Genomic DNA, 13,672 nt, shown 5'->3' with positions numbered 1-13,672 from the left:
TCTTCTGGAGCCCATAGGAAACATCCCTCCGGCTGAAGCGGAGGAACGATACTACGCCACGCTGGATCAACCGGCGGTGGCAGCATAACTTAAGCCAAACAGCCTCCGGCGAACCCGGCGCGGTTCAAATCTAAGATCGCGGGACCTGCACGGATGGTTCCGGACTTAACTCAACGTCACGGCCAAAGTCCGCTTCCATCCTGCTTTCACCATCGGATTGCGTGTAACCCTGTTGGTAACTGTTTTACGCCGAACCCTATGGCCATAACTCTCTCATTCACATCATCCGGGTGTGATCGGTCTTTTCAGCCAATCCAAGGTTACAAAACCTAGAGTAACTCATGTTGACCAGCCGAACAATTAATGCAAATTTAACAAGAGATTTACAGGATGGGTCTTTATTTTGGGGGGCGTTATGGTCAGATCGTTTGCCGCGTTGGCTGCATTGGGCATCTTAGGGGGATGCAACACGAAGATTATTTCAAGTGACTATGATTATAGCTACTTAACAATATCAGAAACTTATGCGTCAACGCGGCGATTTGTTGGAGAGCTTTATATTCTTGATCCTAAGAGGGAGCCATATAAGCTCGAGTTTCTTGATCATGTAATTGAATATAACGATTCAGAGTTGCGTCCAAGTAAACCCTCTAATCTAAGTGTAAGTAAGGTGTCGGGAGCAAGCATAACTCTAGATATTCCTGAATTGAAAACAAAGGTATCTGGTGAGGCATCATTTGAAGCTAAGGTTGATCAGAAAAATCTTGTAATAAATTCATTATCTCGAACTGATGTGTCAGACAAAATAGAGCAACTTTACGCGAAGCTCAGAAAATGAAAATGGTGCGCAAACAGAATTACCTCTAGAAGCTCGCCGGGTGCATAGAGATGGATTACTCTATGTGGTCGTTAGTGGCACTGGACACGCGGATCAAATGATACTGAGACATGGAACGGCAGAGGGTAAGAAAACAGGTGCGACGATCACTGTTGCCGGTACGCAATATGTGGATGTAACCGTCGATAAGACAAAGATCTTTGACTGCGGAAAGGCAGGCACAGAGCGCACACAATGCTCTGCGGATATCACGGTTTATTCAGGAAGACTCGTAGGTACCGGGGCTCAAACCCGTTTCGATGCAAAGCCGGCGCATATCAGTAAATCAGTACTGACAAAGGCATTTCAAAATACATTCTCGCAATAATTATCACACCTCAAATTGGCGGCTGAAGCTCAGTTGCCTACTTTTGTGAATTCTCAAGAGTGTATTTATTATCTGTTCATGTGGGTGGCTCTTAAGTAATTTATTACTATTTGAATTCAGCGCTTCGTGCTCGATCAGGGTCTAATGCTTCCGCATAGTTGATTATCTAATCTTGGTACTTTTTGCTCTTAGTTCGCGTAACGTGCAATATGCAACGCTCCGAAAAACACGGTTGCTGCCGTTCGTTTTAATTGCGGCAACGGTCTGCTCCGAGCCCAAAATCACGGATGCTGCAATTGTTACAAAAGTCCGCTAACGGTCACCGAAAGCGCTATTGAAGAGACAGCATGCCAACCCTACCGTTTAAATCCTACGTTATTTGTACGTCGCCCCGCAGCGGTAGCACCATGCTCTGTAAACTGCTAGCGGAGACCAAAGTTGCCGGGAACCCCGGCTCTCTTTTTCACAAACCGTCGATTGGTGCCTGGCTGGATTACTATGATATCAACGCCGCCGAATTCGCCACCAGACGGGAGTTGTTGGAAGGCATTTTCGAAGCAGCGAAAGCTCGCGGCAAAGGCGAAACCGAAGTCTTTGGATGTAGACTTCAGCGCGGCAGCTTCGCGTTCTTCATAGATCAGCTTCGTTTCATGTATCCCGGCCACACTTCTGACGTAGGTCGCATCCAAGCAGCTTTTGGTCCGACGCAATTCATCTTTCTGTCGCGAGGGGACAAACTTGACCAAGCGATCTCATACATTCGCGCGGAGCAAACCGGTCTTTGGCACCGCAGAGCCGATGGAAGTGATCTCGAAAGACAAGAAACTCGGCGGGAAGAAGGTTACGATCCGGACGCCATTCGATCACAGATGGCTGAGTTCATCGAGTTTGATGTCGCTTGGCGGTCTTGGTTTGAAGAGCAGTCAGTGGTGCCTCTTGAAGTCTCCTATGAGCGTCTCTCAAGAGAACCGCAAAAACAGTTGAAGCGGATACTCGATGCACTCGGCGCAGAAGGCGCAATCGCCTCCACGATATCCACACCGACTGCCAAACTCGCTGACCAAATCAATCGACAGTGGCGAGAGCGTTTTGAATTAGAGGCAACATAGCCTGATCGCAAAGCGGACCTTTGCGCAGCCGCAGCGAAATGGTGCTCCGTCCGCAGAGCTGCCAGTCCCGAGAAGAAGGTCGACAGTCCGCTTTGAAGCATCTTGACCGGTGACGGCGGTTGTTGGCCATCCGCCATTCGGCATCCGCGTCCCGGAAAGGCCACGAGCCCGGCATGCGGTCGTCAGGGGCGAGATTCGCATAATATGCCTTGTGGAATGTCAAATTCTTCCAAGGCCATGGCCAACGCGGATAGCTAAGCCGCAGCGGGGAAGGGAGAGATGCTTATATAAAACATCTGCTGGCAGAAGCGGACAAAAGATGCCGCCCTACGTGAAGAAGGAAGCCCCCACCGCAGGACTTCAACTGAATTGTCTCCGGCAAACCCGGCGCGGTTCAAAATGGTGACGGACATTCAGGGCAAACTGACGACGACGCTGACTGTCACTGAAGTGGCCGGATGCTGCAGCTCTTCTCGGCAGCGCGGATCAAGGTGACCTAACCTTTAAATGATAGGAATTTCTGTTGGAATTTTCATTCGAAATCACCGAGAACGATATCGCCCGCGTGAAGAGCTTCGTGAGGCAGCACGAAAATGGCCGATTTGTCGTCGAGAGGCGTAGTAGAAACCTCACGGAATCGAAGCTGGAGATCACGAAAGAGAAATTCTGGAAGGCGATGACGGGAGCCCGGCTTACGTCGGTCCAGCGCTCCGGCCCTCAAAGCCCGGTTATCCGTTTTCTGAGTTCTCAACCCTTTCCTCTGGCTTACTGCCGCGTGTGCGAATTCGAAAAGCCGGAACACTTCATACGCAGCACTCTGGTAAATGCCGGTGGCATCAGATTCTCCAATCGCATCGCAGAAGATCTGAGCGCAAACCTAGAACAATTACAGTCAGGGGCCTGGAAGCAAACGCTTGCCGATTGCAACGCTCTTCGATCGGCTACATCGCCGCAAGACGAAAGACGCGCAGCGGACCATATCCGCATCACGTTCAAAGGATTCGGCCCGAAGCAATCGCGTAATCTTCTGCAGTCTCTCGGACTGACCCGATATGAAATTCCGATCGACAGCCGGGTTATCCATTGGCTGAAAGACTTCGGTTTCCCGGTTCCGCTCAGCGCAGCGGCACTCACCGACAGTGACTACTACAATTTCATTTCCGATGGTGTTCAAGAACTTTGTAGGCGAAGTGGGGTTGAGCCCTGTATTTTTGACGCCGTGATATTCTCTGCGAGAGATGGCGAAGACTGGGAACGCCCCAATATCCTATTTTAGGGGCCGGACCCTAGCTTGCTTGGCTTCAAAATTCCCAAACCTTGAGTTATCGGCTTGAGACACTCGGTTTGGAGTAAGGCGAACAGTCTTGATATTCTTACTCCTGCCTAGGTGAAGTGGTCCCGGAAATCCGGACAGGTTGCTAAAGTACATCCCTTAAAATCAATGGGATACACGATAGCTCAGCTACTGAGCTGTCCGGAAAATCTGGCCCACTTCAAACTGCGGCGTCCCTTGTCCAAAATTCATGAGAGAGAGATCTGATGCTCTCAATGGTCGATCTCCTGAACATCACGTCACCAGGAGCAAAATGGTGGCGTGCCTCGAGACGGTCCCTCGGCAGGCCGGACCTGTCAGGGGTTGATGCTGTCCCGAGGTCTCCAAAGTTAAAGTGAACATCATGTAAGTCTAAAAAACAGACATTTGGTCACTTATTATGCATAAGTTGCGTAATGTTTGATCAATGCGAGTAATTTCTGCAAGTTTTCGACAATAGATTACAATAAAGAGTGCGGCTGCCGACAACGCAGATATCGAGAACTGACTTTACGCTCCGGTTGTCAAATTCAGACAGCAGATTTCCACCCAGTCAACGGAGCGAAAAATGAAGACAACCGGGACGACACGCACATATTCGCTGGCCAGATCGACTGCAGGCGCCTTCTTCGCGGTGACCATGGTCGCAACCACTATCGGCGGTTCGGTTCTGAGCGCAACGACTTCGGCACAGGCCGAAACCGAGATCCCCGCCGCCTGCGCGGATCTGCAGGCCAAATATCCGGACCTGAAGGGTAAGACCCTGGTCAATGCGGTGAACCCGCATACACCCGGCTATGAGGCAATTGATCCGAACGATCCGACCAAATACATCGGCTTCGACATCGATCTGGGCGAAGCCATCGGCGATTGCCTCGGTTTCGACCTGACCTACAAAGCAGTCACCTTCGCGGCCCTGCTCACCACGCTGCAGGCCGGTCAGGCCGATATCGTCATCTCCGATATCTACGCCACGGTCGACCGGGCGAAGGCTGCCGACTTCATCACTTACCTGAAGGTGTTCGACGGCGTTCTGGTTGCCAAGGGCAATCCGAAGGGTATCGACGGCATCAACACCTCCATGTGCGGCGCGATCGCTGCTGAAAACACCGGCTACGTTGAAGTGCCGCTCATTGAGGCGCTGGCCGCCGAATGCGAGAAACTCGGCAAGCCGGCACCGGAAATCCAGCTGTACGAAAACAATGCCAACTGTATCCAGGCAATCCTGTCCGGCCGGGCCGACACATATGTCAACGACGTCAACACCGTCGACGGCGCCGTGAAGGCCTATCCGGACAAGCTTGAAAAGGCGACTGCGGTCACCCTGCCATACTCGGTCGGCATCGCGGTTCCGCGTGACAATGTGGAGTTCCGCGACGCCATCATGGCAGCTCTCACCGAAATCCAGAAATCCGGTCTTCAGGTCGAAATGATGAAGAAGTGGAACTTGCCGGAAGACCAGCTGGAAACGCCGAAACTGGTTCTTGCCGAATAATCGTCAGGTTCGCGAGACGAGCGGTCCGGAAGCAGCCTTTCCGGATCGCTCAGACTTTCCGGAAATAAGCGCAGGCTTTCATGGATCTCTTCATTCACTATCTCACCCAGCCCTATCTGGTGACCGGGATCATCTATACGGTCCTTATCACCTTTTTCGGCCTGATCGGCGGCGGCGTCCTGGGGATTGCCCTGGCCGCGATGCAGTTGAGCCGGTTCAGGGCGCTTTCCGTTTTCGCTCGCGTCTATGCGGTGATCTTCCGCGGGACGCCGCTGATCCTGCAGATGATCTTCTGCTACAACGCGCTGCCGATGATCGGCATCAAGCTGACGGCACTGGAGGCCGCGAGCCTTGCGCTGGCCCTCAACGAGGCGCCGTTCATTGCCGAGATCATCCGCGCGAACATCATCGCCGTCGACCGGGGGCAGGTCAGCGCCGGTCAGGCGCTCGGCATGACGCCGTTCGTGACCATGATCCGCATCGTGGTCCCGCAGGCCTTCCGTACGATGGTGCCCGCGCTCGGCAACGAAGCGGTCAGCGCACTGAAGAATTCCTCGCTTGCCTCGGTCGTCTCCGTGCAGGAGTTGACCCTGCGCAGCACGCAGCTTGCCTCGGCGACTTTCGACTTCTTCTCCATCTTCTTTGCCTCCGGGCTGATGTATCTGGTTCTGGCGGGCAGCATTGCCGTCGTCCAGATCGTCGTCGAGATCATGCTCGACCTGGATCATCCGGATCCCAAGGCACGTTTCGCCCGGCTCCTTCCCTGGTACCGTGCGCCTCTTCCGGTCGAAGCGGATACGGACGAGGAGACGGACGAGACGGCGACACCGCTGCCGCCCGCCTCGCGCAAGGCAATCGCTCCCCTCGACCGGCAGAAGCGTGCAGAGGCCATCGCGACCAGCCGTCCTGCCGTGGAGATCGAGAACCTCACCAAGAGCTACGACGGACGCAAGGTGCTCGACGGTCTCGACCTGACGGTCCGCCTCGGCGAAGTGGTCGCTCTTCTTGGTCCGAGCGGGTCGGGCAAGAGCACGCTGCTGCGCTGTATCAACCGTCTGGAATCCTGGGACAGCGGTACGATCCGCGTGCTCGGGCGCCAGCTTGGTGTCGATGAAAACGGCCTGAAGCTCTCGCCGGCATCCATCGCGAACGCGCGCGCTGCAGTCGGTGTCGGCATGGTGTTCCAGAACTTCAATCTCTTCGGCCACCTGAGTGCCCGCGAGAACATCGCCGGTCCCTTGCGCTGGGTTCAGAAACTATCGCCCAGGGAGGCCGACCGCCAGGCCGACGAACTTCTGGAGCGGGTGGGCCTGACCCACAGGGCGGATGCCCTGCCGCGCCACATGTCCGGCGGACAGCAGCAGCGGGTCGCGATCGCCCGGGCACTGGCACCCAATCCAGCGGTGCTTCTGCTGGACGAACCGACGTCGGCTCTCGACCCGGAACTCGTCAACGAGGTGCTGGAGGTCATCCGGCGGCTGGCCGTCGAGGACGGGCTCACCATGCTGATTTCAACACACCAGATCAGCTTCGCAAAGGACGTTGCCGACCGGGCAATCTTCCTCGCGGACGGTGCCGTTGTCGAACAGGGCCCGGCGGAAAGGATGCTCAGCGAACCTTCCAATCCCCGCACCCGCCAGTTCCTGCAGATCATGAACGAAGACCCGGAACACACTGTCTGACCAGAGCCGCCTGCTCGGCGGTGTCGACAGGCACACCAGTCAGGCCGCGTCCGCGAAGCCTGCAAGAAAAACATACCATGACGATCGGAGACCCTGATGACCCATCATACTCTACCTGCTACCGCTGACACCGTTCACTGGGGCTATTTCAGCAAGTCGCTCAAACCACAACTGACCGTGAAATCCGGCGACCGGGTCACAATCGAGACGATCACCCATCATGCCAATGACGATCATGCCCGCATGATCGCTGGGGATGCGGCGGCCGAGGAAATCTTCCTCTGGACCGCCGAGGAAAAGACGATCAAGCGCCGTGGAGCAGGCCCGCAAGAGGGGCCCTATGAGCACGGCTCCGGCGAAGGTCTCGGCGTCCACCTGCTGACCGGTCCCGTCGAGGTCGAGGGCGCGGAGCCCGGGGACGTCCTCGAGGTACGCATCATCGATGCCTATCCGCGCCCCAGTGCCAACCCGGAGTACAAGGGACGGTACTTTGGTTCCAACCCGTCGGCCAACTGGGGGTTCCAGTACAACGACTACCTGGAGGAACCCAAGCCGCGCGAGGTGGTGACAATCTATGAGCTGGACATGAGCGCTCCGGCCACGGTCTCCGCACTCTATTCCTATCTCTGGACGCCGCAGACGGACCCGGACGGTATCGTTCATCCGACCATCGACTATCCCGGCGTGCGCGTGGATCATGACACGATCACCAAGAAGGAAGGCATCCTTTCCGGCGTCAAGATCCCGGCCCGGCTCCATTTCGGCACCATGGGCGTCGCACCGGCGGAAGCCGATTTGGTAAGCACCATTCCACCAAGCTATACCGGCGGCAACATGGACGACTGGCGGATCACCAAGGGCGCGCGGATGTTCTATCCGGTTGCGGTGCCGGGTGCGCTCTTCTCGGTCGGCGATGCACATGCGTCCCAGGGTGACAGCGAGCTCAGCGGCACCGCCATCGAGATTTCGCTGACCGGCGAATTCGAATTCGTGCTTCACAAGAAGGCGGATCTGCCCGGGACCGTGATGGAAGGGCTCGATCACCCGCTTCTGGAAAATGACGAAATCTGGTCCGTCTACGGATTCAGCGTGACCAATTACCTTGCCGAACTCGGCCCGGATCACCAGTACGAAATCCTCAAGAGCTCGAGCCTCGACAACGCCATGCGCGATGCATTCCGGAAGCTGCGCCGGTTTCTCATGACCGTTCACGGGCTCAGCGAAGACGAGGCGATCTCGCTCATGTCCGTCGCCGCGGACTTCGGCATTACGCAGGTGGTCGACGCCAACTGGGGTGTCCACGGGTCCATCCGGAAAAGCGTCTTCACATGCCCCTGAGAACGGGGCTGGTATTCCTTCCTTCGCAGGTGCAATATAACCTGTCCGGCGCCTCGTCGAGGCCGGCAGGCACCTTGGATCCGGGAATGAATATCAGGCAGTTCGTCAGCGAATCCTATCCACTCGATACCCGGGGCAATGCCTGGCGGGATATTCTTGCCACCCTTGGTCTGCGCTCGGATTCGCCTGAACAGGACTTCGATCATTTCGCGGCAGCGGTCATCCGCGGGCAGGCGGACGGTGTCCTCCTCGGCAGCCTGACCGCGACGGCACAATCGCTTTCCCCTCTGGCGCGCAGGGGGCGTATGCCGCTGGTGATGATGCCGCTGGACGAAGCGGTGGAGGTTGCGGCGGAGGCCGGACGTTTCGTCATCGAGCCTGGCGAAGCGGTCATTCTTCCCGCCGACAAGACCTGGGACGCTTTTCTTCGGCAGAACACCAACTTTGCGGTCTTTTCCCTGTCGGAGACGGTCCTGCACGGTCAGCGTTTCGGTCTGTCTCCTCTCGCGTCCCCCTTTCATGTCGCGGCAACCGGGCTCGGCAAGGTCTTCCTTCAGTCCCTGAGAGCCGCGGCATCGGAGCTGGACGGCTTGAGCGACCTGGAGTGGCAGTCCGTCGAACAGGTCATTGCGGATCTCTACCTGACGGTGATCGTGTCCCTGTCGTCGGCGGCGGCGGACGCGGGGGTTAATGCGAGCCAGGCAGCGCTCTTCAGCCGGCTGACCATGGCCATCGAACGCAGGGTGGCGGAGCCGGACCTTTCCGCAGGCCGGATCGCGCGCCAGGAAGGCATTTCCGAGCGCTATCTGCAGAAACTCTTCGAGCAGAATGGCGAGAGCTTTACCCACTATCTCCGGGAGCGCCGCCTGCAGCATGCGCGCATGGCCTTGGTTGCGCCGGACGAACTGCGCATTCCGATTTCCGAGGTTGCCTACAGCTGCGGCTTTACCGATGCGGCCAATTTCAACCGGCTTTTCAAGGAGCGGTTCGGTCTTCCACCCGGCGCCTTCAGGACCAATCACCTGAAGAGCCTGATGGAAATGGCCAACGCCGAGCAGCGCGGCTGGCCCGTCAAGGCGTTGACGGATCGCAAGGTAAAAAAGCGCAGTGCCGTCGGCGGAGTGCAGGTTGGCGACACCGAGCTTGCCGGGACGCCGGACACCGACGGCACCCACCATGTCCTGCCGGCAAATTCCAAGACGGTGCACTGGGGCTATTTCAGCCGGTCGTTGCGTCCGGTCTTGGAAATATCTTCCGGAGACACTATCGAAGTGGAAACGCTCACCCAGCACTCCTCCGACGATCCGGAGCTCTTCATCAAGGGCGATACGGCCGCCGAAGATGTCTTCTTCTGGAATGCGGAAAAGAAGAACGTTGACCGGCGGGGCGCCGGGCCGATCGATGCCTCGGTCTACGGCCGTGGTGCCGGCGAGGGATTCGGCGTGCATGTCTGCACCGGGCCGATCTATGTGAACGGGGCCGAGCCGGGTGACGTACTGGAAGTGCGTATCGATGACATGGTGCCGCGTCCGAGCGGCAATCCCGATTACAAGGGACGTCATTTCGGCAGTTCCGTCGCCGCCTGGTGGGGGTATCAGTACGGCGAATTGCTGCAGGAGCCGAAGCCCCGGGAAAACGTCTTCATCTATGAAATCTTTCCCGATGGCGACGGCGGCGGTTTTGCCAGGGCACATTACGCCTATCGCTGGACGCCGCAGGAGGATCCCTTCGGTGTTGCCCACAAGACCTATGACTACCCGGGAGTACCGGTCGATCCTGCTACAATCGAAAAGCTGTCGCCAGTGCTCTCCGGCATCCAGATTCCGCTTCGGCCCCATTTTGGGGTCATTGCGGTCGCACCGCGCGAGGACGGTCCTGTCGACAGCGTGCCGCCGGCCTACTTCGGTGGCAACATCGACAACTGGCGCCTCGGCAAGGGCGCGTCTGTCTATCTGCCGGTCTCCGTGCCGGGCGCCCTGCTGTCCATCGGCGATCCCCATGCCTCGCAAGGGGACGGGGAGGTTGCCGGGACGGCCATCGAATGTTCCATGACCGGTCGGCTGACGGTAATCCTTCACAAGAAGGGCGGGAGGTTTTCCGACCTTACCTATCCGTTGATCGAAACACCCGAAGAGTGGGTGCTGACCGGCTTCAGTCACCCCAATTACCTCGCCGAATTCGGCGTCAAGGGGCAGGGTGAGGTCTATGCCAAGTCATCGCTCGACCTTGCCATGAAGGACGCCTTCCGCAAGACCCGCCGGTTCCTGATGGGCACCTACGGACTCGGCGAGGATGAGGCCATCATGCTGATGAGCGCGGGGGTCGACTTCGGCGTCACCCAGGTTGTCGACGGCAACTGGGGCGTTCACGCAATCATCCCCAAATCCATTTTTCTGACCGAGGTTGAAGACCAGGACTTGATTGTTCGAGCGTAGATTCTAACGGTGTTCTAGGCGTGAATTCAGCCTCAAATGCCAGGCCGTGGGCTCATCGACCCATAGCGATACGCCGAAAGTGCTTCATCCGTTTGAACAACCGCTCAATGCTATTTCGATGACGGTAGAGATACGGGCTGAAGCAGATGGGATCCACCGGTTCCGACGTTGAGGGATGTTCGCCCAGCCTCCACGTCAGCTATCGAACGTTCTTGATTCTCGCGCGCAACCCTTTGCCCGTTGCCCTGTTCGACCGGGATTGCTGGTGGCGGGACGAGCGGGAGCGAGAACCTGCGGCAGGTCGATCTGGGCACCGGTCCGATGCCGGTCTCTCACCTGGTCCTCGGCCTGTGCCCGAGTGCTGTCATGCCACCGGTCATGGCCATGAGACTGGCGATCCGCAGGACATTCGCAGGATTGTAGGAAAGGGCCGTCGGAGGGTGGTTACCGCCGTTTGCCGAATGTGGGCTTTCCTGGGGCTGCCGGCCGGTCGCGTTGCGCCGGTTCAGCGGACTGTTGCGGTTTTTCCATGGCAAGCTTGCGGGCGAAGGCGCCGTCAAAGCTTTCCGTGCGCTCGTTGATTTCGGGTTTGAGCGCCTCTTCCGAGGACTTCAGCACCTGGGCGCGCTGTTTGGAGGTCGGACGCTTTTCACCGACGAACTGCACGCCGCAGCGCAGCCCGTCTTCCCAGCGGCGCACGCAGGAGACTTCATAGTCCTCCAGGTCGATCTGCAGATCGAATTCCTTCGGCAGCAGAAAGGCCTGTTCGAATTGTAGCAGGGCGCCACCGCCGGAAATGTTGCGCACCATGCAGGGAATGGACCGCAGGCCATTCTGGAAAATCATTCGTCCCTTCTTGAACACGCGTGCCCGCCGCTCGCGCGGCAGCTGCTCGCCGGCGTCCTCTTCCGTTTGGTGAGGTTGCGGTTCTGGCTTGGCGTCCGACATGGTGGACCTGCGTCTCCTGGTTACACCCGGGGGTTTTACCTGTTCGGGGACATCCTAACAGGAAAGGCCTTGCCAATCCGTGAATCTTCGGGGCATTGCGGTCCCGTGCGGACAGCTTCTGCCTTGAGTGCCGGAACAAAACCCCCTAAGGCGGTGACCCGGGAGTGGAAGCGTTTTCTTTTCCGCCGCATTCGTGGAACGCCATTCCTTGAAATGGTACAGTTCTTTCAGTCTATTTGCGGGCAGGAAATACAGGCGGAAATCCTGAAAATATTTCGAAATCTGAACGGGTTGAGGCGTTGATGACACAAGATCAGATCACTTTCCTGAACCGGCTCGCGATCCGGGCCGGCGAGGAAATCCTGAAAATCTACGCCGAACCGTTCGACGTCGAGAACAAGGCGGACGGCTCTCCGGTCACCAAGGCCGACGCCGCGGCGGAGGCCATTATCCTGGCCGGTCTGGCCGAAGGTTTTCCGCAGGTGCCCGTGGTTGCGGAAGAAGCGGTCGAGGCCGGGCACCTTCCGGCCGTCGGTGACCGGTATTTTCTGGTCGATCCGCTCGATGGAACAAAGGAATTCCTCAAGAAAAACGGCGAATTCACGGTCAATATCGCCCTGATCGACAAGGGGCAGCCGGTTTTCGGTGTGGTGTCCGCTCCGGCGCTTGGCGAGATTTTCTGGGGCGGAAGCCTGGAGGGTGTTGGTGATGGGGCCGGGCAGGCCTTCTCTGGCCGGATCGACGGCAGCGACATCGCCGACGTCCGGGCCATCACGGTCCGGACGCCGCCGGCGGAGGGCCTGAGCGTGCTCGCCAGCCGCTCGCACATGTCGGAGGAGACGGCCGAGCTGATCGGGCCGCTGAAAGTCGCCGAGCAGCTTTCGGTCGGCTCGTCGCTGAAACTGTGCTGGGTGGCGGCCGGCAGGGCGGATCTCTATCCGCGCCTGGCTCCCACCATGCAATGGGATATCGCCGCCGGGGACGCGGTGGTGCGTGCGGCCGGCGGCGCCGTCGTTCTGGCCGCGACCCACGAGGATTTCGTCTACCGGGTGCCGAAAGGCGCGCGCAAGGACGATCTGCGCAACCCGCATTTCATCGCGGTGGGCGCACGGGAGCTGCTGCCAGAGCTGACATCGGCCGCCTGAAAAGGCAGCAGACGGACAATCCTCATACGACAAGAGTTGAGCCGGACCGCCGGCACGAACGGAAAAGTGAACATGAACATGCAATCTCACGGTGTCACGCCCGAGCGCCTCAGCAATCTGAAGCGCCTTGAAGCGGAAAGCATCCACATCATCCGCGAGGTGGCGGCGGAATTCTCCAATCCGGTGATGCTCTATTCCATCGGCAAGGACAGCGGCGTCATGCTGCATCTGGCCATGAAGGCCTTCTACCCCTCCAAGCCGCCTTTTCCGCTGCTGCATGTGGACACCACCTGGAAGTTCCGCGAGATGATCCAGTTTCGCGACGAGACCGCCAGACGCCTGGGGCTGGACCTGATCGTCCATACCAATCCGGAAGGGCTTGAAAAGAACATCAGCCCGTTCGACCATGGATCTTCCGTGCACACGCGCATCATGAAGACCGAGGGTCTGAAACAGGCGCTGGACAAATACGGCTTCGACGCGGCCTTCGGCGGAGCGCGCCGGGACGAGGAAAAATCCCGCGCCAAGGAACGTGTGTTCTCCTTCCGCAACGCCAATCACGGCTGGGACCCCAAGAACCAGCGCCCGGAACTGTGGAACCTCTACAATGCCCGGGTCGCCAAGGGCGAAAGCATCCGCGCCTTTCCGCTGTCCAACTGGACCGAGCTGGACATCTGGCAGTACATCCTGACGGAAAACATCCCGATGGTGCCGCTCTATTTCGCCGCGCCCCGGCCGGTGGTGGAACGCGACGGGATGCTGATCATGGTCGATGACGAGCGCATGAAGCTGCAGCCGGGCGAATGGATCGAGGAAAAGATGGTCCGTTTCCGCACCCTGGGCTGCTATCCGCTCACCGGCGCGATTGAATCCGACGCCGACACGCTGCCCGCCATCGTCCGGGAAATGCTGATCGCCCGCACGTCCGAACGCCAGGGCCGTCTCATCGACAAGGACGAAAGCGCCTCGATGGAAAAGAAGAAGCGGGAAGGATATTTCTAGG

At 58.0% G+C, this 13,672-nt stretch carries 10 protein-coding genes and 1 pseudogene; 9 read left to right on the top strand and 2 right to left on the bottom strand.

The window, feature by feature from the left end; translation table 11 throughout:
• Window positions 1–415: 415 nt before the first annotated feature.
• From DCO57_RS23325 to DCO57_RS15600, 7 genes are all read left to right on the top strand, one after another.
• The gene (locus tag DCO57_RS23325) at window positions 416–838 is read left to right on the top strand and encodes a hypothetical protein (RefSeq protein WP_133192690.1); all 423 of its coding nucleotides are present in this window, start codon (window positions 416–418) and stop codon (window positions 836–838) included.
• A 714-nt stretch (window positions 839–1,552) separates the two neighbouring features.
• Window positions 1,553–2,314 carry a Stf0 family sulfotransferase gene (locus DCO57_RS15625; RefSeq protein ID WP_116699836.1) on the top strand — a complete coding sequence of 254 codons (762 nt, stop codon included), beginning with the start codon at window positions 1,553–1,555 and terminating at the stop codon, window positions 2,312–2,314.
• Between the two features lie 523 nt (window positions 2,315–2,837).
• Window positions 2,838–3,590 carry a hypothetical protein gene (locus tag DCO57_RS15620; RefSeq protein ID WP_116699835.1) on the top strand — a complete coding sequence of 251 codons (753 nt, stop codon included), beginning with the start codon at window positions 2,838–2,840 and terminating at the stop codon, window positions 3,588–3,590.
• A 676-nt stretch (window positions 3,591–4,266) separates the two neighbouring features.
• Window positions 4,267–5,121 (top strand): ABC transporter substrate-binding protein, encoded by an 855-nt coding sequence (locus DCO57_RS15615; RefSeq protein WP_244287955.1) that lies wholly within the window; start codon window positions 4,267–4,269, stop codon window positions 5,119–5,121.
• 80 nt (window positions 5,122–5,201) lie between these two features.
• Entirely contained in the window at window positions 5,202–6,803 is a 1,602-nt protein-coding gene (locus DCO57_RS15610) for an amino acid ABC transporter permease/ATP-binding protein (protein ID WP_116699833.1), read from the top strand.
• A gap of 96 nt (window positions 6,804–6,899) precedes the next feature.
• Window positions 6,900–8,141 (top strand): acetamidase/formamidase family protein, encoded by a 1,242-nt coding sequence (locus DCO57_RS15605; RefSeq protein ID WP_116699832.1) that lies wholly within the window; start codon window positions 6,900–6,902, stop codon window positions 8,139–8,141.
• Window positions 8,142–8,227: 86 nt separating this feature from the next.
• A complete protein-coding gene (locus DCO57_RS15600) occupies window positions 8,228–10,576 on the top strand; it encodes an acetamidase/formamidase family protein (RefSeq protein ID WP_116699847.1) in 2,349 nt (782 codons plus the stop codon).
• A 64-nt stretch (window positions 10,577–10,640) separates the two neighbouring features.
• Here DCO57_RS15600 and DCO57_RS15595 read toward each other — a convergent pair.
• Window positions 10,641–10,756, bottom strand: a pseudogene (locus tag DCO57_RS15595) (IS5/IS1182 family transposase); the annotation flags it as partial.
• A gap of 264 nt (window positions 10,757–11,020) precedes the next feature.
• Window positions 11,021–11,524: a PilZ domain-containing protein gene (locus tag DCO57_RS15590; protein ID WP_116699831.1), complete on the bottom strand. Its 504-nt coding sequence runs from the start codon at window positions 11,522–11,524 to the stop codon at window positions 11,021–11,023.
• A 302-nt stretch (window positions 11,525–11,826) separates the two neighbouring features.
• Here DCO57_RS15590 and cysQ point away from each other — a divergent pair, with 302 nt between their 5' ends.
• Together cysQ and cysD are read left to right on the top strand one after the other, a co-directional pair.
• Window positions 11,827–12,669 carry a 3'(2'),5'-bisphosphate nucleotidase CysQ gene (cysQ, locus tag DCO57_RS15585; RefSeq protein ID WP_116699830.1) on the top strand — a complete coding sequence of 281 codons (843 nt, stop codon included), beginning with the start codon at window positions 11,827–11,829 and terminating at the stop codon, window positions 12,667–12,669.
• A 72-nt stretch (window positions 12,670–12,741) separates the two neighbouring features.
• Window positions 12,742–13,671, top strand: a complete 930-nt coding sequence (gene cysD, locus DCO57_RS15580; protein ID WP_116699846.1) for a sulfate adenylyltransferase subunit CysD — start codon at window positions 12,742–12,744, stop codon at window positions 13,669–13,671.
• The last annotated feature ends 1 nt before the right edge of the window (window position 13,672 follow it).

The organism is Labrenzia sp. 011 (genome assembly GCF_003075075.1).
Lineage (GTDB): Bacteria > Pseudomonadota > Alphaproteobacteria > Rhizobiales > Stappiaceae > Roseibium.
This window is presented reverse-complemented; position numbering and strand designations above follow the sequence as displayed.

Excerpts from the sequence above, each read along its gene's own strand:
- DCO57_RS23325 (WP_133192690.1), top strand. The coding sequence starts at position 416 with ATGGTCAGATCGTTTGCCGCGTTGGCTGCATTGGGCATCTTAGGGGGA.
- DCO57_RS15625 (WP_116699836.1), top strand. The coding sequence starts at position 1,553 with ATGCCAACCCTACCGTTTAAATCCTACGTTATTTGTACGTCGCCCCGC.
- DCO57_RS15615 (WP_244287955.1), top strand. The coding sequence starts at position 4,267 with ATGGTCGCAACCACTATCGGCGGTTCGGTTCTGAGCGCAACGACTTCG.
- DCO57_RS15610 (WP_116699833.1), top strand. The coding sequence starts at position 5,202 with ATGGATCTCTTCATTCACTATCTCACCCAGCCCTATCTGGTGACCGGG.
- DCO57_RS15605 (WP_116699832.1), top strand. The coding sequence starts at position 6,900 with ATGACCCATCATACTCTACCTGCTACCGCTGACACCGTTCACTGGGGC.
- DCO57_RS15600 (WP_116699847.1), top strand. The coding sequence starts at position 8,228 with ATGAATATCAGGCAGTTCGTCAGCGAATCCTATCCACTCGATACCCGG.
- DCO57_RS15590 (WP_116699831.1), bottom strand. The coding sequence starts at position 11,524 with ATGTCGGACGCCAAGCCAGAACCGCAACCTCACCAAACGGAAGAGGAC.
- cysQ (WP_116699830.1), top strand. The coding sequence starts at position 11,827 with ATGACACAAGATCAGATCACTTTCCTGAACCGGCTCGCGATCCGGGCC.
- cysD (WP_116699846.1), top strand. The coding sequence starts at position 12,742 with ATGAACATGCAATCTCACGGTGTCACGCCCGAGCGCCTCAGCAATCTG.